We start from the raw sequence: 18,473 nt of genomic DNA, 5'->3' as shown, positions 1-18,473 counted from the left end.
CCGACAACACCCGCAGTAAACTTGCCGGTCACCGGTGAGCACCCGCTTGAGGCTGGCTGCCGTCGTTCACCTCTGAAGTACCAATGACCGCTGCTACCGAAAGCAGTCATTGCACTAGGACTTTCGAGAAGGTCAGCTCTACACCTTAAAGCTGCCAGTGGAATCTCACGATCACCAAGTGTGGAGTTGACCCACTTTCGTGGACGGGTATTGGTTTGATTCTCAAACCGTTTCGGGTGTTGTCTCGATATGCACGACGGCATCTTCGACAACATCAAACAGGGCTTCGTTGTTCCTTTCAAAGTTCAGGGGTGAGAGGTAGCCCAGGCCGCTGTGACGGCGCCGGGGGTTGTACCAGCCTTCAATCCAGGTGAAGACCGCCATGCGGGCCTGCGCCTTGCTCTGGAAGCTGTTGCGCTCGATGAGCTCGCCCTCCAGGCTGGCGAAGAAGCTCTCAGCCATGGCGTTGTCGTAGGCATCCCCTACCGTTCCCATCGAAGGGCGCACGCTCATCTGTCTGCACCGTTCACCAAAGGCCAGGCTGGTGTACTGGCTTCCTTGGTCCGAGTGGTGAATGACGCCCTTGGCTTTGCGCTGCTCCAGCGCCATGTTCAACGCTGCGAGCACGAGGTCTGCAGTCATGCGCTCGCCCATGGCCCAACCCACGACGGGGTCTCCTCGTTTTCAGTGCAATAAGTGACGGTACGCAAAGCTAGCACTGGCGCGGGGGTGGTCTGGGTAGACCGTTGATTTCATTGACTTTCCTGTTCGCTTTGTAAACGGGTATGGTGGCCTCCCACTTTTGAGGTTCACGATGCAGGGTTGGCACACAACGTTTTTGGGGATGCGTGGGCTCCCCCGCGATATCAGCGACTTCGAGATGAAGGCATTTTTCACCTTCGATGGTGCCGAGCGCGACGCAATCAATGCACGCCGAGGTGATTCCCACAAGCTTGGTCTGGCGCTCCATATTGGTTTCCTGCGCATGAGTGGGCGTTTGCTCGGTGCCTTTCGGGTAATTCCAGTAGCCTTGTGGCGCCACCTTGGCAACGAGCTTGGCATTGCAGCACCAGAAGTCGCCTCGCTGAGAGCCATGTATGAACGCGGGCGCACGCTATTCGATCACCAACAAGTAGCCTGCACGGTCCTTGGATTCCAGTGGATGAGCGAGCACCAGCGCCGCTCACTGGTACGTGAACTGCGCGACGAAGTGGCGCGCTGCGCCGACCGCGATCAGCTACTCGTGCGGGCGCGTCAATGGCTGTACAAGAACAAGCTGGTGATCGTGCACGAGCGGGCAATTCGGACACTGATTGCGGCGGCACTTGCCCAGCTTGAAGTTGAAACAGGCACCGCCATCGCCGCCAGCGTTGATCCAGCAACACTTGATCGCTGGCGAGCCTCAGTTTCAGAGCTGCGCCCAGATGGACAAACCCAGCAGAGTTGGCTATGGGCTGCACCGGCGAAACACTCAACCCGCCAAATCAGCGAGGTACTGGAGCGCATCGACCTGCTTTACACGCTGGACGTTCATAAGCACCTGGCAGACATCCCCGATCTCATCTTGCGCCGCTACGCGCGCCGACTTGTCTCCAGGCCGCCCTCAGCCGGAGCCAAGATCAAAGAGCCAGCGCGCACCGTGGAGGTCGCATGCTTTCTTCGGTATTGCCTGTTCACCACCACAGACCAGTTGATCCTTATGGTGCAGCGCCGGATCGCCGATCTGTGGCGTCAGGCTGCCGCCGATGTCCCCGCTACCGTCAATTGGGCCGCAATGTACAAAACGCTGCTCGGCGAACTTGTTGCCTTGAGCGCGCAAGGTGCGGTGCCAGATGCTGAGTTGCGTGCCCGTCTTGAAGCCTTGATCACCGAAACCCAGAAACGCAAACCACCGAGCAGGGCCTCCCTGGTCCGCGAGGGATTGATTGATGGAATTCGCCCCGTGCGGTCGTTGCTCGTCGCCATTGCAAAGCTGCCCTGGCAGGCCACCGGCGAGCATCCTGCCATCGAGTACCTTGCCAAGCTGCAAGCTTTATATCTCAAAGGATCCAGAAAGCTGCCAGTTGAAGTGGTGGCACCAAGTCTGGGAATGATCTGGCAGGTTTCGATCTCCAGCCCAGACCGGGAACGGGCGTTTCAGGCGTTGGAGGTGGCCACCCTGTTTGCCCTGCGCCGCGCGGTGCGCAATGGCTCGGTCTGGATTGAGCACAGCCTGAGCTTTCGGGGTCGTGCGCGCTTGTTCTTCACGGACGAGCGTTGGCAGGCAGAGTCCAAGAAACACTATGCCCGTCTATCGTTACCCAGCAAGGCTGCCACTTTCTTGAAGCCTTTGCTGGCCAGAGTAACTGCCGGTGTCGATGCGGTGGCCGCTGCAGCCCGCAGTGGCGTACTGCGCGTGGATGATGAACTCCATTTGTCGCCATTGCCCGCAGAGGACGAAGACCCAGAAGTGACCAAGCTGCGCGCGGCTTTGGATCACCGCATCGGTGAGGTTCAATTGCCGGAAGTGATTCTGGCCGTTGACGCCCAGGTGCGCTTTAGCTGGATCATGCTCGGACGTGAGCCGCGCTCTACCGACGAGCTGCTGATGGTCTATGCCGGCATCATGGCCCACGGCACCAGTCTGACTGCGGTCGAATGCGCGCGCATGATTCCGCAATTGTCTGCCACCAGCATTCGCCAGGCCATGCGCTGGGCGCGGGACGAACGGCGTCTGAGCCAGGCCTGCCAGGCTGTGCTGGAATTCATGCAGCGACACCCGATTGCCGCCACCTGGGGGCGGTCCGATTTGGCATCTTCTGACATGATGAGCATGGAGACCACCAAACGGGTGTGGCAAGCCCGGCTTGATCCTCGGCGCAACACACCTTCCATTGGAATCTACTCCCATGTAAAAGACCGGTGGGGCATCTTCCATGCGCAGCCCTTTGTGCTCAATGAGCGCCAGGCGGGCGTGGCCATTGAAGGTGTCATCCGCCAAGAAAAGCTGGAGACCAGCCAGCTTGCTGTGGATACCCATGGCTACACCGACTTTGCCATGTCACATGCCCGTTTGCTTGGTTTTGATCTTTGCCCGCGGTTGAAGGAACTCAAACAGCGCCACCTCTTTGTGCCACGCGGCACCAAAGTGCCCGCAGAAATCGCTGCGGTGTGCGAAGCCAATGTCGACGTCGCTTTGATCGAAAAGCATTGGGATAGTCTGGTGCACCTGGCAGCCTCGGTCATGAGCGGACATGCCAGTGCGGTGGCAGCTCTTGCGCGGTTCGGTTCTGCCGCCCAGGGCGATCCAATCTATGAGGCTGGCGTGCAATTGGGGCGGTTGCTGCGTACGGCGTTTTTGGCTGACTACTTTGTCAAGGACGCTTTCAGGAACGAGTTGCGCCGGGTGCTCAATCGGGGCGAGGCTGTTAACGCCCTCAAGCGCGCCATTTATACCGGCCGGATCAGCCCGGCGCAGGCCAAACGTGTCGATGAAATGCAGGCTGTGGCCGATGCGTTGAGCCTGATGGCCAACATCGTGATGGCGTGGAATACCTCACAGATGCAGGCGGTCCTGGATCGCTGGTCGAACCGCCGCCAGGTCATTCCACCGGAACTGATCGGGAAGATTGCGCCCACCAGGCTGGAGAGCATCAACTTGCGGGGTGTGTTTCGCTTCCCGGTTGACCGCTATGCTGACCAAATCCTGCCTTCGCGGCCAAATGCATCGATAACTGGCACCAATGGATGAAACCGACCACGGTTTGACGCCACGAATCGCAGATTTGAAAGTGATGTTGATTCATTTCCAAAGCTGGGCCATTTCGGGACGCATTCACGTTGAAATTTGAGCCACGTTGCCGCTCTATCCTGCTGAATTTTTCAGCACGGGGGAGCAGGAGTGATCAACGTGAGCACATTGAGCAAGTTACGCCGCCTCGTGCTGAGGCAGGACGTGTCGGTGCGCGAGGCCAGCCGGCGCCTGGGCATCTCGCGCAACACAGCCACCAAGTGGCTCAAAGACGGGCAGATGGCCGAACCCCGATACCCGCAGCGGGTGTCGGGCCCCAGCATCCTGGATCCGTACAAGGAGCAGTTGAGCCAATGGCTCAAGGCCGATAGCCATCGCAGCAAACGCGATCGACGCGGGATCAAGGCCATGTTTGAGGCGCTGCGCGCGCAGGGCTACAGCGGCAGCCGAGGGCCGGTCTACGCCTTTGCCCAGCGCTGGCAGCAAGAGCAAGGCAACGCTGCGCGTGGTGCGGGGTTCGTGCCGCTGAGCTTCGAGTTGGGCGAGGCGTTCCAGTTCGACTGGAGCTGCGAGTACCTGTTCATCGGCGGGCTGCGCCGCCGCCTGGAAGTGGCACACACCAAGCTGGCGGCCAGTCGCGCCTTCTGCCTGGTGGCGTACTACAGCCAAGCGCACGAGATGCTGTTCGATGCGCACGCACGGGCGTTCGCCCTCTTCGGTGGCGTGCCCCGGCGGGGCATCTACGACAACATGAAGACCGCTGTGGACAAGGTCGGCCATGGCAAACAGCGCAGCGTCAATGCACGCTTCGAGGCGATGACCGGGCACTACCTGTTCGAGCCGGAGTTCTGCAACCGGGCCGCCGGCTGGGAGAAGGGGGTCGTGGAGAAGAACGTTCAGGATCGGCGCAAGGACATCTGGCGTGAGGCCAGCGAGCGGCGCTGGGGGACGCTTGGTGAACTCAACGACTGGTTGCAGCAGGCCTGCGTGAAGGCCTGGGCTGAGATGAGTCACCCGGAATGGACTCAGCTCACGGTGGCCGATGTCTGGCAGGACGAACGTGCTCGTCTCATGCCCAACCCCCGTGCGTTTGATGGCTACGTGGAGCAGCCGGTACGGGTCTCTGCGACCGCACTGATCCACTTCCAGCGCAACCGCTACAGCGTGCCGTGTGAATGGATTCATGCGGTGGTCAGTCTGCGGGCCTACGCGGATGGCCTGCTGGTGGTCGGGCCCGATGGGCGACAGGTGCGCCTGGCGCGCAGCTTCGAACGTGATCAGACGCTCTACGACTGGATGCATTACATCGCGCTCATCGAGCGAAAGCCCGGCGCGCTGCGCAACGGCGCGCCCTTCAAGACCATGCCCGAGCCACTGCAGGAAATGCAGCGCCAGTTGCTGCGCCACAGCGGTGGCGACAGGGTGATGGCGCAGGTGCTCATGGGGGTGAGCCTGCATGGACTGGAGGCCGTGGTGGTGGCGGTAGAGCTGGCGCTGCAGTCCGGGCGGGTGAGTGCCGAGCACGTGCTCAACGTGCTCTCGCGTCTGAAGGAGCAGCGCGTGCCCGAGCCACCGGTGGCCACGATGCTCAAGCTCAACACGCCGCCACTGGCCAACCTGCAGCGCTACGACGCACTGCGCAACGTCCAGCCTCATGAGGCATCACCGGAGTCCGACCATGCATGACGTCATTGATGCCCTCAAAGCGCTGGGCCTGCACGGCATGGCCAGTGCCTGGCCGGAGGTACTGGGCACCGCCCGCATGAAGTCGCTGGATCATGAGGCCGTGCTGCACCAGCTCATCAAGGCCGAGACCGCTCAGCGTGAGGTGCGTTCCATGGCTTACCAGATGCGCGTGGCGCGCTTCCCTTCGCACCGTGACCTCGCCGGCTTTGACTTCGCCCACGCGCAGCTCGACGAAGCACTGGTGCGCCAGTTGCACACCCTTCGCTTCGTGGAGTCGGCGCACAACGTGGTGCTGGTTGGTGGCCCCGGCACGGGTAAAACCCACCTGGCCACGAGCCTGGGGATCGAGGCCATTCGCATGCATGGCAAGCGGGTGCGCTTCTTCTCAACGGTGGAGCTGGTCAACGCCCTGGAGCTGGAGAAGGCGCAGAACAAGGCCGGGCAAATGGCGCACCGCCTGATGTACGTCGATCTGGTGATCCTGGATGAACTGGGCTACCTGCCATTCACGCAGTCGGGCGGCGCGATGCTGTTCCACCTGCTCTCCAAACTCTATGAGCGAACGAGCGTGGTGATCACCACCAACCTCACCTTCTCGGAGTGGAGCAGCGTCTTTGGAGACGCCAAGATGACCACGGCCTTGCTTGACCGGCTCACGCACCATTGCCACATCGTCGAGACGGGCAACGAGAGCTGGCGATTCAAGCACTCCAGTGCCGCTGGCGCGGCTCCCCCAAAGCAACGCCCAAAGAGCCAGAAAGGAGATCGAAAAACAGCAGACCCGATAGACTTATCCACAACCGAATAGTCAAAGAATCCATCAACCCAGTGGCTCAATATTCAACGTGATCACTGGCTCAGTTGTGCTGATGAATCAACAAACAGATCAGCCGCCAGCAGCACGACTGACAAGCTCAGGTGAACCACCAGGAACCACCAGTATTCAGGGCGCGACGCCCTGCCTGTGAAATCACCATATTTTCGGAAACACTCCAGAAACCAATTCACGCTCTTCTCCTAATCGTATTTGCCATCCGCGGGTATCACCCACCTACCGTTGTCCATTTTTACCACCGCACATCAACCGAACTTGTCACCTCGCATATTCATGGGGGGTGGACTTCGGATGCACATTGAGTGGCCACCAAGTCGCATGAAGACGCCAATTGCAAACCCGGTTTGCATCGGCCTGTCTTCGCTCGTCAGCCAAAGAAAAAGCCCGCCAATCTGGGACTGGCGGGCTTTTGTACCTGGACTGTGATCCTGCTTCACGCCGCCTGCATTTGCATGCCGGTGGCGAGACCAGACGAGACCATCAAGCTGCGCACCTTGCTGAGAATCGCTTCTCCGCGCGGTGTGCGCAAGGCCACGATGCGGTCGCGGGTGCTCGGCATCATGTTGAACCAGCTTGCATCTTCAATCGGAACACCGGCCGCCGCGAGGACGTTCGGTGCCAGAGGATCTTGAATGTCTTTGGCGATGGTTTGCATTGGGTTCTCCTATCTGAATCGGGCATGCCGCCCTTTTGAAACTCTGAAATCCAAAGCGTCAAAAGGACGACACGCACCGACCGCAAGAAGGTCAATGCAAGACAGCTTAGACCGCCGGCGTTGGAGAACCCAATGCAAACCGAAGCTGCATCAAATTCGACTCAAGGCGGTCTTGGCCGGGCCAGCATGTACAAGACACGCTGACGATGAAAAGAAGAGCGTTTACCACCTTTGCAGGTGCAGGCAGAGCACGATGTCTTTGCCAATGAATCCCGGCTTGACGGTCATCGCACCGAAATGCGAGGCATATGTATATAGGCGGTCCGTGGAGCCGCAGTAACACCCAGAGGGCGAAACGAGCCGCGATGGTACCAGCGTTTTTGGAGAACCTCGCGATCCCCTCCGCACCTGTTCGCGCACGGTGTAAACGTCAAACGCGAGTTATCCGGATCTTCTGTGGATAACTCCCGCCCGAGGTCGGCCGGAACAAGCCCCAAGCCCCGAAAACACAGCGACTTCATTGGATTGCTGAAATTTTGAGCAGCGACTCGGCGGTGCAGGCTTGGCCCCTGGAGATAAGCAAACCGGGTTTGCATGTGAGCACCCGATGGTGGGCGGCTTTGGGGCACAACCACTGCAAGGCCAGCTAAAATTTGCGCAACTGCGTTTCGCCGTTCGAGCTGTCGCACAGCATCTTTCTGATCTTCAACCCGGCACTGCTGTCGGTTTGTTCTTGATCTTTTCCACAACCCTTGCGGGCCTGCACCCGCACAGGGACATGCGTCCGCATTCATTTCAGAGCGTTCGCATGAACAGAAAATTTTCTGGGGGCACTACCAGCCGGACGCGGGCAAGCGATCGGACCCGAACGCCTCGCCGATGCACGCGAAGGACCTGTCGAAGGTGCCGCCCGGGATCATCGTGAGTGCGGGGCGCGATCCGCTGCGCGATGAAGGCGAGGCCTACGGCAAGCGCCTGAACGATGCGGGCGTTGCCACCGAAGTCGTGCGCGGCGAGGGACTCGTGCACGGCTTCCTGTCGATGATCAACTACGCGCCCAGCGCGGGCAAGGCGTTCGACAGGATGGCGGCCGCGATCGCGAAGGCGACTGGCTGACCGGAACGCGTCATCCCGCCTCCCCCGGAACGCGTCATCCCGGGCTTGACCCGGGATCGTGTGCGCCCGCAGGCCCACGACCCCGGGTCAAGCCCGGGGTGACAGCGCCGCACCCGTTTGAGCCACGGGTGACCCACCCGCGGGCCGGGCAATCCACCCCCCCGGCACGGGTAGGGTGGGGTCGAAGCGCGAAGCGCGCGCCCCACCGCCAGCTCACGGATACATCCCCGCCGCCCGCAACTTGAGCGTGCACAGCGCCACCAGCAAGTCCAGCGTCGGCGTTGCCACGCCCTTTTCGCGCGCCATCGCCAGCGGCGCGCGGAACATCGCTTCCAGCTCCGGCTTGCGGCCCGCTGCGACGTCCTGCCCGATGCTGGGCACGTGCGGCAATTTCCGCGTGGCCTCGATGGACCGGCTCACCGTGACGGGGCAACCCATGGCGGCGGCGATCGCTTCCACCTCGTCCTGGATGCGAAACCGTGCCTGCACGCACGCCTCTTCGGCATAGAGCGCCGCGAGCGAGACGGGGGCGAGCACCGCGAGCGGGCCCGAGCCGAGATTGAGCGCGAGCTTCTGCCAGATCGCATCGCGGATGCGCGGGGTCGCCTCCGCTGGCAGCCCCGCCGCCTTGAACAACTCGGCGATCGCCATGAGGCGCGGCGACATCGAGCCATCGGGTTCGCCGAACACCATCGTGCCGTTCTTCCCCGCGAGCTTCACCACGCCAGGTTCGACCACCGTGCACGGGCTCGACGTGACGCCGCCGACCGCGCGCTGCGGTCCGACTGTGTTCCACAACACGTCCCCCGGGTCGAGCTCGGGAATCCGCTTGCCTTCGTCCGCATTCCCCTGCCCGTGGAAGTACCACCACGGGATGCCGTTCTGCAGGAACACGGCCGGCGTGTCCCTGCCGAGCAATGCGGTGATGGCCGGCGCGGACGCGGTGAGCGCGGTCTGCTTGACGGTGACCAGCACCGCATCCTGCTCGCCCAGTTCGCGCGGGTCGTCGCTCGCGCGCACGTTCGCACGCACCACGCCGTCTGGCGTGTGCAGTTCGAGCCCGCGCGCCCGCACCGCCTGCAGCGTGGCGCCGCGCACGAGCACGCTCACGTCGGCGCCGGCGCGCGCGAGCATCACGGCGATGTTCCCCCCGACGGCGCCGGCCCCGAAGACGCAGACGCGCATCGCACGCATGGCGGTCACTCGCGCCACGACGGATCGTCGCGATCCAGCTGGCGCAGCAGCGCCGACCATTCGCGCTGGCCGTTCCAGTTGCCCAGGCTCGCCTCGCTGCCCTTGCGGTCCGTCACCGTGGGCGGCGCGAGAATGCGCGCGGTCTTCGCAACAGCCTCGGGGCTCGGCATGTGCAGCGGCGTGTTCGCCGCGAGGAAGTCCACCTGCACCTTGCAGGCCGTCTCCAGCCGCTGCATGAGCAGGAACGTCTCGGCCACGCTGCGCCCGCAGGTGAGCAGGCCGTGGTTGCGCAGGATCATCACGTCCTTGTCGCCCAGGTCTGCGACGAGGCGTTCGCGCTCGGCCTCGTCGACCGCCGGCCCCTCGAACGCGTGATACGCGATGCGGTCATGGAAGCGCAACGCCCCCTGCGTCGCGGGCATCAGGCCGCACTCCATCGTCGCGACCGCCATGCCCGCGCGCGTGTGCGTGTGCAGCACGCAGGCAATGTCGTGCCGCGCGGAATGGATCGCGCTGTGGATCACGTAGCCGGCCTGGTTCACCTCGTACGGCACGTCCCCGGGCTTGTCGACCACGTTGCCCGCCAGGTCGATCTTGTAGAGGCACGACGCCGTGATCTCCTCGTACAGGTAGCCGAAGGGGTTGATGAGGATGTGGCCCGCCTCACCCGGCACGCGCACGGTGATGTGGTTGTAGATCAGGTCCGCCATGCCGTAGCGCGCGACCAGGCGGTAGCACGCGGCAAGGTCGAGGCGGGCCTGCCATTCGGCGTCCGAAATGCGTTGGCGGATCGTCAATGTGTTCTCCTACTTCCCTGTGAGCTCGGCCTGCACGCTCGGCGAATGCCGGCTCGTGTGCAGCTCCACCAGCTTTTCCAGCAGCTGCATGAACTGCCTGCGTTCTTCGGGCGGCAGGGGGCCCAGCAGCACGTCGCGGCTTTCGTGCGCGGCGCGGTCGGCGGCTTCCAGCACGCGCAAACCTTCCGGTGTCAGGAAGAGCAGGCGGGCGCGCCGGTCGTTCGGGTCGACCTCGCGCATCACGAGGCCCTTGGCCTGGAGCCGGTCGATCACGCCCGTCATCGTGGGGCGGTCGTAGTCGATCAGCGCGGCCAGGCGCGTGGCGTCCAGGCCGGGCGAATCGTTGATCGCCACGAGGGCGGCGAACTGGATCGACGTGAGGTTCAGCGGCGTGAAGTGCTCCGCCACGATCGCCACGGCGAACTGGTTCGCGCAGCGCAGGAGGAAGCCCGGGGACCTGCGCATCTTCTTGACGTTTGTGATGGGCATGGGGGCAGTGTACGGGCAGGCTTGCGATTTGTGATCGATGAATATATGATCCATGCAACACATATTTGGTCAACCAAAAGAACTTCCCAACCATAGAGAGCCAGGAGACGAATTGAAGACTCCCATCTGCGAGCGCCTCGGCTGCGAGGTGCCCATCTTCGCCTTCACGCACTGCCGCGACGTCGTGGTCGAGGTCACCAAGGCCGGCGGCTTCGGCGTGCTGGGCGCGGTCACGCACTCGCCCGAACAGCTCGAGCGCGAACTCAAGTGGATCGACGAGCACGTGGGCGGCCGGCCCTACGGCGTGGACGTGCTCATTCCCGTCGTCTACGACCGCGAGGCCGAAGCATCGACCGAGGAGGTGATCGACCTCATCCCCGCCGAGCAGAGGCAGTTCGTCGACAAGCTGCTGGATGCGGAAGGCGTGCCCCCGCTGTCCGCCGACGACGCGGCCGAAGCGCGCCGCGAGCTGATCGGGCGCGGGCGCAACACCACGCCGCTGGGCGCGCGCAGGCTGATCGACGTGGCGCTGCGCCACCCGCAGGTCAAGCTGGTGGTCAGCGCCCTGGGTGCGCCGCCGAAGGAACTGGTCGACGAGCTGCACGGCCGCGGCATCCTCGTCGGCTCGCTGTGCGGAAAGGCCGAGCACGCGAAGGCGCAGCGCGCGGTGGGCGTGGACATCATCGTCGCGCAGGGCACCGAAGCCGGCGGCCACACGGGGCAGATCGCCACCATGGTGCTCGTGCCGCAGGTGGTCGATGTCGCCGGCCCCGACATCGCGGTGCTCGCCGCCGGCGGCATCAGCCGCGGCAGGCAGATCGCGGCAGCCTTTGCGCTCGGCGCGCAGGGCGTGTGGACCGGAACGATCTGGCTGGGCACGCGCGAGAGCGAGCTCACGCCCATGGAAAAAGAGGTGCTTTTCAAGGCGAAGTCCGAAGACGCCGTGCAGCGCAAGTGGATGACGGGGAAGACCGTTCGCATGATCCGCAGCAAGGCCTCGGAAGCGTGGGAACAGCCCGGTGCGCCCAGGCACCTGAAGCCGCCGCTGCAGAACATCCTGTACCTCGGCGCGCGCATCCGCATCGAGAAGGCGCATCGCGACGACCTGTGCTCGTTCCCCGCCGGGCAGGTCGTCGGGAACATGAAGGAAGAGACCTCCGTGCGCCAGGTCATGCAGGACCTGATGCAGGAGTACATCGACACCGCCGAGCGCATCTCTCCCTTGATCAACCTCTGAAAGCACAGATGGACAAGACACGCATCCCCGTCATCGTCGGCACCGGCCAGGTCACCGACACCACTTCGAAGCCCGAAGAGGGCCGTTCGCCGCTGCAGCTGATGCACGACGCGGTCAAGCTCGCCGCGGCGGACAGTGGCGCGCAGGACCAGGGCGCCGCACTGCTGCGCGGGCTGGACTCCGTCACGGTGATCCGCCTGTTTGCCGACACGCTGCCGCGTTTCGCATCGCCCTTCGGCAAGCTCGCGAATGCGCCGTGGGCCATCGCGCAGCGCGTGGGCGCGGCGAACGCCACGGACCTCGTGTGTCCCCCGCAAGGCGGCGATTCGCTGGTGATGCTCGCGCGCGCGTGCGAACGCATCGCGCAGGGAGAGTCGCAGGCGGCGCTGGTCGTGGGCGGCGAGGCGCTGCGCACCGAGCTCGCGGCCAAGCGCGCTGGTCTGCAGCTGCAGTGGGGCGAGGACGCCCCCACCACGCCCAACCAGCTCACGGGCGTGAGATCGTTCCGGTCCACACGCCCTGAGGACATGTACACCAAGGCCGAAGAGAAGCACGGCATGCGCTCGGCCATCGCAATGTACGCGCTCATCGGGCAGGCCCTGCGCCACGCCGCGGGGCAGACGGTCGACCAGTACCGCGAAGCCAGCGCCAAGCTCTTTGCACGCTTCGCCGCCGTGGCCAGGGACAACCCGCTCGCCACGCGCCGCAAGGGGTACAGCGCCGAGCAGATCGCCGAGGTGAACGCGGAGAACCCCTTCGTGGGCTTCCCGTACACCAAGCTCATGACGGCCAACGTCTTCGTCGACCAGTCGGCCGCGTTCATCGTGGTGTCCGAAGCGCGTGCCGACGAGCTCGGCATCCCGCAGGACAAGCGCGTGTACCTGCACGGCGAAGCGCATGCGCACGACACGTGGTTCGTGAGCGACCGCGAGCGCCTCGACCAGTCGCCCGCGATGCGCCTGACCTCGCGCGCCGCTCTGGCGCAGGCGGGCAAGACCATCGCCGACGTGGATGTGTTCGACATCTACAGCTGCTTCCCGTCGGTAGTGCAGATCGCCTGCAAGGAGCTGGGCATCTCGCCCGACGACAAGCGCGGCCTCACCGTCACGGGCGGCCTGCCGTACTTCGGCGGACCGGGCAACAACTACGTGACGCACGCCATCGCCGAGATGGTGCAGCGCGTGCGTGCGAAGCCCGGCGCCTATGGCCTCGTCATGGCCAACGTCGGCCTCGTCACCAAGGAGTCGGTCGGTCTGTTTTCCACCGAGCGGCCGAACAAGCCCTTCATGCGCGCGGATTCCGACGCCATCCAGCGCGAGATCGACGCGCAGACCAAGGTGCGCTTCACCGAGGCACCGCAGGGTGACGCGACCATCGAGACCTATGCCGTGCTGCACGGCAAGAACGGTCCCGAAAGCGGCGTGCTGTTCGGGCGCCTGGCTGCTACGGGCGAGCGCTTCGTCGCGAACACGCCCGCCGATGCGGCAACGCTCGCGAAGCTGGAGCAGGTCGAAGGCATCGGGCTGCCCGGCACCGTGACGCAGGTGGACGGCCGCAACGTGTTCACGCCGCGCTTCGGATAAACGCGATGGCGGCACCGGACACAGGCCTCGCACGCCTCTTCAACCCGCGGTCCGTCGCGCTCGTGGGCGCGACCGACCGCTCCACGTGGTCGAAGATGGCCTTCGACAACCTGAAGCTGCTGGGCTTCGAGGGGAAGGTCCATCTCGTCAACCGCAGCGGCGGCGTCGTGCATGGGCAGCAGTCGTTCAAGACGGCAGTCGACATCGGCGAGAGCGTCGACGTCGCGCTGCTCATGGTGCCCAACCCCGCGATGGAGGACGCACTGCGCGACCTGGGCGCCGCGGGCATCCGCCACGCCGTGGTGCTCGCCGGCGGCTTCGCGGAAACCGGCAGCGAAGGCCGCACGATGCAGGAGCGCATGGTCGCCACGGCGCGTGAACTCGGCATCACGCTGCTGGGGCCCAACTGCCTGGGCTTCATCAACTTCACGACCGGCGCGGTGTGCTGGACGGGCGCCATGCGCACGCCACCCCTGAAGGGCGGCATCAGCATCGTGTCGCAAAGCGGCGCGGTCGCCACCGTGATGAAGCACTTCGCGCACCAGCACGGCGTAGGCATGAACGTGGTCGCCGCCACCGGCAACGAGGCAATGCTGGGCCTGGCCGAATGCGTGGACTACCTCGTGGACGACGAGAGCACGAAGGTGATCGCGGTGTTCGCGGAGACGGTGCGTGACACGCGCCTGTTCCGCGCCGCCGCCGAGCGCGCGCTCGCGAAGGCCAAGCCGATCGTGGTGCTCAAGGTGGGCCGCTCCGACATCGCGACGCAGGCTGCGCAGTCGCACACGGGCTCGCTCGTGGGCGACGACAGCGTGTTCGACGGCGTGTGCCGCCAGCTCGGGCTGGTGCGCGTGCGCAGCATCGAGGAGCTCGTGTTCACCGCGGCGCTGCTCGAGAAAACCGGCGTGCTGGCCGAAGGCGGGGTCGCGGTGCTGTCGTCCTCGGGCGGCATGGGCGAGCTGGCCGCGGACTATGCGCAGCTGGAAACACTGCGCCTGCCCGCCTTGTCGAATGAAACGCTCTCGGCGCTGCGCGAGATCCTTCCGCCGATGGCCACACCCGCCAACCCGCTGGACCTGACGGGCGCAGTCGTCAACGATTGGGCGCTCTTCACCCGCTGCATGGATGCGATGCAGCGCGATCCGGCCGTCTCCGTGCTGGTCTGCGTGGCCGACGTGCCCACGGCGAACAACAACGACTGGGCGCCGTTTGCGGTGGGAACGCTGCAGGCCATCGGGCAGTTCAAGCCGGACGGACGCGCGCGCTACCTCGTGGTGAGCAACACGGTGAAGGCGGTGTCGGACAAGAGCCGCGAAGAAGTGGAGAAGGCGCAGATTCCGTACCTCGCCTGCGGGCTGGACATCGCGTTGCGCGCGTTGCGCTACGCCGCGGACTGGTCCCGGATGTCCCGCAGTGCAGGGGGCGAGCGCGCGGCACGCGCCTTGCCGGGTGCGGCGTCGACGGCAGGCGCCGACTTGCCGCAATCCGAGCGCGAAACGGTGGACTACCTCAAGCGCTTCGGCGTCCCCGTGGTTCCCCAGGTGCTCGCCACCGACGCGAAGCAGGCCGTCGCCGCGGCGCGCGACATGAACGGCCCGGTCGTCCTCAAGATCGCCTCGCCGGACATCGCGCACAAGACCGAGGTCGGCGGCGTCGTGCTCAACCTGCAGGGCGACGACGCGGTCGAAGCGGCGTTCCGCAGGATCATGGACGCGGCCGCCTCCGCGATGCCGAAGGCACGGCTCGACGGCGTGATCGTTTCGCCCATGCGCAAGGGCGGCATCGAGCTCTTCACGGGCGTGCGCGTCGACGCCCAGTGGGGCCCCGTCATCGCGCTCGGACTGGGCGGCGTGTGGATCGAGGCGCTGCAGGACGTGAGCCTGCGCCTCCTGCCCGTGACGCCAGCCGACGTGGAACAGATGGTGTCCGAGCTGCGCGGCGCGAAGCTGCTGCAAGGCTTTCGCGGCGCGCCGCCGGTCGATGTCGCGAAGCTCGCCGACGCCGTGGCGCGCATCGGCGACGCCGCGCTCGCGCTCGGCGCCACGCTGGACACGCTGGAAGTCAACCCGCTGCTCGCCGACGGCGCGCGCATCGAGGCACTCGATGCCCTCGCCACCTACAACCACTGAAAGAGACACACCATGGCCATCACGCAACGCGAGTTCTGCACCGTCGAGAAAGACGGACACCTCACCATCGTCACGATCAACCGTCCCGACGTGATGAACTCCACGCACTACGAGGCGGACCTCGAACTCGACCAGGTGTGGGACGAGTTCGCAGAGGACCCCGAGCAGTGGGTCGGCATCATCACCGGCGCGGGCGACCGCGCGTTCAGCACCGGCAACGACCTGAAGATGCACGCCAAGCGCGGCGTGCGGCAGATTCCCAAGGGCGGCTTCGCCGGCCTGACCACGCGATTCGACCTGGACAAGCCCGTCATCGCCGCGGTGAACGGCATCGCCATGGGCGGTGGCTTCGAGCTCGCGCTGGCGTGCGACCTCGTCATCGCGGCGGAGAACGCGTTCTTCGCCTTGTCCGAGCCGCGCGTGGGCCTGTCGGCACTCGCGGGGGGCGTGCAGTACCTGCCGCGCGCCATCGGCCTGCCGCGCGCCATGGGCATCCTGCTCACGGGGCGCCGCGTGCCGGCGAAAGAGGGCTACGAACTCGGCTTCGTCACCGCGGTGGCGCCGGCAGGCGGCGCGATGGAAGAGGCGCGCAAGTGGGCCGCGCAGATGCTGGAGTGCTCGCCGCTCGCGCTGCGCGCCACCAAGGAAGTCGCGCGCAAGACCATGCTGGGTGAGGACTTCGAGCGCAAGCTGGTGGACGCGCGCGAGTTCCCGGCGGCCAAGCGCCTGCGCACCAGCAACGACTACGTCGAAGGCCCGCGCGCCTTCGCCGAGAAGCGCAAGCCGAACTGGACCAACACATGAGCGAGGCCCTTCCCCTGGTGGAGAGCGAGGACCTCGTCCTCGTGCGCGATTCGGCGCGCGGCCTGCTGCAGGACGCCTGGCCCGCATCGCGCGCCGTCGCCGCTGCGAAGGACGCGGCCGCGCTGAAGGACATGTGGCGCAAGGCCGCGCTGCAGGGCTGGACTGCGCTCGCGCCGTCGCAGGACGAGATGGGACTTGCCGCGTCCATCGTGCTGATGCAGGAACTCGGCCGTGCGGCCTGCCCGCTGCCGCTGGCGGATGCGGTGCTCGCGAACGCGGTGCTCGCCCAGGCGCAGGGCGAGGCGGCCGCGCAACTGCTGGCAAGCGTGCAGTCGGGCGAGGCCATCGTCGCGTGGGCGGCCGATCCGCACGGCGGCAGGGTGACGGATGGGGCCACACTCGATGGCACCGTCTCCTTCGTCGAGCACGGCGCCATCGCCACGCACTTTCTCGTCGCGACCGGCAAAGGCGAAATCGCGATCGTGCCGCGCGAGGCCGCGGGGCTCGCGATCGATGCCACGCCCGGCCTGAACGTGCCGCCCCTGTCGCAGCTGCGCTTCACGCGGGTGGACACGTTCCAGCGCGTCACCACGTCGTTCGACGTCGGCACGCTCACGCCCCTGATGCGCCTGCTGCTTGCAGCACGCGCCACGGGTTCGGCGGGCTATGGCCTGGAGCTGCTGACCGACTACGCCAAGGTGCGCTCGCAGTTCGGCCACAAGATCGGCAGCTACCAGGCCATCCAGCACAAGCTCGCGAACTGCTTCACCAGCGTGGAGATCTGCCGGCTCGCGCTCGTCGCGGCGGGCCGTGCATCGCAGCACGAGCGCGCCTACAGCGCCGCCGTCGCGGCCGCGAATGCGGGCCAGCTGCTGCGCGACGTGGTGCGCGAACTGCATCACGGCTTCGGCGGCATTTCGTTCTGGGACGAGCACGAGCTGCCGCGCCACTTCCGCCGCATCCACGGCGACCTCACGCGGCTCGGTGGCGTGCAGCAGGCCCGGCGCGACGTCGCGGCCCTGCTGCTCGAACGCGGCGCCGTCCCCGACATGGCGCTCACGCCGGCGGCCGATGCCTTCCGCGCCGAGGTGCGCGAGTGGCTGGCGCACAACTGGGACCATGCCTATCCGCCCGAAACGTATGCGCTCCCGGTGAATCACCGCAAGGCGCGTCAGGACTTCAGCCGCAAGGTGGGCGCCAAGGGCTGGCTCGGCGTCAACTGGCCCAAGGCCTACGGCGGACAGGGACGCACGGCCTTCGAACATCTCGCCTTCGAGGAGGAGATGGCCTACGCGGAGGCGCCCGTCACCTTCCACAACACCTCGGCCAACATGATCGGCCCGACGCTCGTCATCCACGGCAGCGACGCGCAGAAGGCGTTCTTCCTGCCCGGCATCGCGCGCGGCGACATCTCGATCGCCCTCGGCTACAGCGAGCCGGACCACGGCTCCGACCTCGCGGGCATCAGAACATCCGCGAAGCGCACCGAGGACGGCGGCTGGGTGGTGAACGGTCAGAAGATATTCACGTCGACCGCCGGGTTCTCGCAATACGTGTGGCTGGCCGCGCGCACCGACCCGGCCAACCAGCGGCACGGCGGCATCAGCGTCTTCCTTGTGCCGCTGGCCACGCCCGGCATCACGATCCAGCCCATGAGCGGCCTCAACGGCCACCGCGCGAACGTGGTGTTCTTCGATGACGTGAAGCTGCCCGCCGACGCGCTCGTCGGGCCGGGCAACGGCGGCTGGGAGCTCCTCACCGATGCACTCGCCTTCGAGCGCGAGACGGTGGGCGCGATCGGCGCACGTGCGCGGGGTTACTTCGACAAGCTGCTCGCGCACGTGAAGGCCGACGCTTCGCTGCGCAGCGACCCGCTGGTGCTCGACCGCATCGGCGGGCTGGGCGCGGAGATCGAGGCGTCGCGCCTGCTCGCCGTGCGCACCGCGCAGGTGGTGGAGCAGGGCGAGGTGCCGCTGTGGCAGGCCGCCATGCTGAAGGTGTACGCGAGCGAGCTGATGGAGCGCCTGTCCGAGACGGCGTTCGACCTGCTCGGCCCCGGCGCCACGCTCGCCGAGGGCGCGCAAGGCGCGCTGTGCGACAGCGTGTTCGAGTACGGCGTGCGCGATGCGCTGCTTTACACGATCGGTGGCGGCACCAACGAGATCCAGCGCACCCTGATCGCGCTGCGAGGGCTGGACCTGCCTCGTTGATCCGGCTG

At 65.5% G+C, this 18,473-nt stretch carries 14 protein-coding genes and 1 pseudogene; 9 read left to right on the top strand and 6 right to left on the bottom strand.

Annotated features, from left to right (window positions below):
• Positions 1-222: 222 nt before the first annotated feature.
• Positions 223-669, bottom strand: a pseudogene (locus LG388_RS08780) (transposase); the annotation flags it as partial.
• Positions 670-814: 145 nt separating this feature from the next.
• On the opposite strand from LG388_RS08780, the gene LG388_RS08775 reads away from it, so the two are divergent.
• From LG388_RS08775 to istB, 3 genes are all read left to right on the top strand, one after another.
• Positions 815-3,730, top strand: coding sequence for a Tn3-like element IS1071 family transposase (locus LG388_RS08775; protein WP_003049965.1), 2,916 nt, complete (start codon positions 815-817; stop codon positions 3,728-3,730).
• Positions 3,731-3,889: 159 nt separating this feature from the next.
• Positions 3,890-5,416: an IS21 family transposase gene (istA, locus tag LG388_RS08770; protein ID WP_225782461.1), complete on the top strand. Its 1,527-nt coding sequence runs from the start codon at positions 3,890-3,892 to the stop codon at positions 5,414-5,416.
• Positions 5,409-6,224, top strand: coding sequence for an IS21-like element helper ATPase IstB (istB, locus tag LG388_RS08765; RefSeq protein WP_225782451.1), 816 nt, complete (start codon positions 5,409-5,411; stop codon positions 6,222-6,224). The genes istA and istB overlap by 8 nt, the downstream gene beginning before the upstream one ends.
• 41 nt (positions 6,225-6,265) lie before the next feature.
• Here istB and LG388_RS08760 read toward each other — a convergent pair whose 3' ends face one another.
• Both LG388_RS08760 and LG388_RS08755 read right to left on the bottom strand, forming a co-directional pair.
• Entirely contained in the window at positions 6,266-6,424 is a 159-nt protein-coding gene (locus LG388_RS08760; protein ID WP_225782460.1) for a DUF805 domain-containing protein, read from the bottom strand.
• Between the two features lie 260 nt (positions 6,425-6,684).
• A complete protein-coding gene (locus LG388_RS08755) occupies positions 6,685-6,906 on the bottom strand; it encodes a hypothetical protein (RefSeq protein ID WP_225782459.1) in 222 nt (73 codons plus the stop codon).
• Between the two features lie 792 nt (positions 6,907-7,698).
• Here LG388_RS08755 and LG388_RS08750 point away from each other — a divergent pair.
• On the top strand, positions 7,699-8,022 hold the full coding sequence (locus LG388_RS08750; RefSeq protein ID WP_225782762.1) for an alpha/beta hydrolase fold domain-containing protein: 324 nt from the start codon (positions 7,699-7,701) through the stop codon (positions 8,020-8,022).
• A gap of 213 nt (positions 8,023-8,235) precedes the next feature.
• On the opposite strand, the gene LG388_RS08745 is transcribed toward LG388_RS08750, so the two are convergent.
• Genes LG388_RS08745 through LG388_RS08735 form a run of 3 tightly spaced genes read right to left on the bottom strand, consistent with a single transcriptional unit; the run spans position 8,236 to position 10,502 of the window.
• Positions 8,236-9,216: a ketopantoate reductase family protein gene (locus tag LG388_RS08745; RefSeq protein ID WP_003060866.1), complete on the bottom strand. Its 981-nt coding sequence runs from the start codon at positions 9,214-9,216 to the stop codon at positions 8,236-8,238.
• Between the two features lie 5 nt (positions 9,217-9,221).
• Complete coding sequence (locus LG388_RS08740) at positions 9,222-10,013, bottom strand: class II aldolase/adducin family protein (RefSeq protein ID WP_003060868.1); 792 nt, start codon at positions 10,011-10,013, stop codon at positions 9,222-9,224.
• A 9-nt stretch (positions 10,014-10,022) separates the two neighbouring features.
• Positions 10,023-10,502 carry a MarR family winged helix-turn-helix transcriptional regulator gene (locus tag LG388_RS08735; protein ID WP_225782458.1) on the bottom strand — a complete coding sequence of 160 codons (480 nt, stop codon included), beginning with the start codon at positions 10,500-10,502 and terminating at the stop codon, positions 10,023-10,025.
• Positions 10,503-10,614: 112 nt separating this feature from the next.
• Here LG388_RS08735 and LG388_RS08730 point away from each other — a divergent pair, with 112 nt between their 5' ends.
• From LG388_RS08730 to LG388_RS08710, 5 genes are read left to right on the top strand one after another with little or no spacing between them, the layout of a single operon-like run.
• Positions 10,615-11,739: a nitronate monooxygenase gene (locus tag LG388_RS08730; protein ID WP_225782457.1), complete on the top strand. Its 1,125-nt coding sequence runs from the start codon at positions 10,615-10,617 to the stop codon at positions 11,737-11,739.
• An 8-nt stretch (positions 11,740-11,747) separates the two neighbouring features.
• Complete coding sequence (locus LG388_RS08725) at positions 11,748-13,322, top strand: acetyl-CoA acetyltransferase (protein ID WP_225782456.1); 1,575 nt, start codon at positions 11,748-11,750, stop codon at positions 13,320-13,322.
• 5 nt (positions 13,323-13,327) lie between these two features.
• Positions 13,328-15,451 (top strand): acetate--CoA ligase family protein, encoded by a 2,124-nt coding sequence (locus LG388_RS08720; RefSeq protein WP_225782435.1) that lies wholly within the window; start codon positions 13,328-13,330, stop codon positions 15,449-15,451.
• A gap of 12 nt (positions 15,452-15,463) precedes the next feature.
• Entirely contained in the window at positions 15,464-16,255 is a 792-nt protein-coding gene (locus LG388_RS08715) for an enoyl-CoA hydratase-related protein (RefSeq protein WP_225782436.1), read from the top strand.
• Complete coding sequence (locus LG388_RS08710) at positions 16,252-18,465, top strand: acyl-CoA dehydrogenase family protein (protein ID WP_225782455.1); 2,214 nt, start codon at positions 16,252-16,254, stop codon at positions 18,463-18,465. Before LG388_RS08715 ends, LG388_RS08710 begins: the two co-directional genes overlap by 4 nt.
• Positions 18,466-18,473: the final 8 nt, after the last annotated feature.

The sequence above is a fragment of the Xenophilus sp. Marseille-Q4582 genome, assembly GCF_916700565.1.
In the GTDB taxonomy this organism is placed as follows: Bacteria; Pseudomonadota; Gammaproteobacteria; order Burkholderiales; family Burkholderiaceae_C; genus Xenophilus.
The sequence above is the reverse complement of the archived record's forward strand: the minus strand, read 5'-3'. Positions and strand labels throughout refer to the sequence as shown.

Excerpts from the sequence above, each read along its gene's own strand:
- istB (WP_225782451.1), top strand. The coding sequence starts at position 5,409 with ATGCATGACGTCATTGATGCCCTCAAAGCGCTGGGCCTGCACGGCATG.
- LG388_RS08715 (WP_225782436.1), top strand. The coding sequence starts at position 15,464 with ATGGCCATCACGCAACGCGAGTTCTGCACCGTCGAGAAAGACGGACAC.
- LG388_RS08775 (WP_003049965.1), top strand. The coding sequence starts at position 815 with ATGCAGGGTTGGCACACAACGTTTTTGGGGATGCGTGGGCTCCCCCGC.
- LG388_RS08725 (WP_225782456.1), top strand. The coding sequence starts at position 11,748 with ATGGACAAGACACGCATCCCCGTCATCGTCGGCACCGGCCAGGTCACC.
- LG388_RS08745 (WP_003060866.1), bottom strand. The coding sequence starts at position 9,216 with ATGCGTGCGATGCGCGTCTGCGTCTTCGGGGCCGGCGCCGTCGGGGGG.
- LG388_RS08720 (WP_225782435.1), top strand. The coding sequence starts at position 13,328 with ATGGCGGCACCGGACACAGGCCTCGCACGCCTCTTCAACCCGCGGTCC.
- LG388_RS08735 (WP_225782458.1), bottom strand. The coding sequence starts at position 10,502 with ATGCCCATCACAAACGTCAAGAAGATGCGCAGGTCCCCGGGCTTCCTC.
- LG388_RS08710 (WP_225782455.1), top strand. The coding sequence starts at position 16,252 with ATGAGCGAGGCCCTTCCCCTGGTGGAGAGCGAGGACCTCGTCCTCGTG.
- LG388_RS08755 (WP_225782459.1), bottom strand. The coding sequence starts at position 6,906 with ATGCAAACCATCGCCAAAGACATTCAAGATCCTCTGGCACCGAACGTC.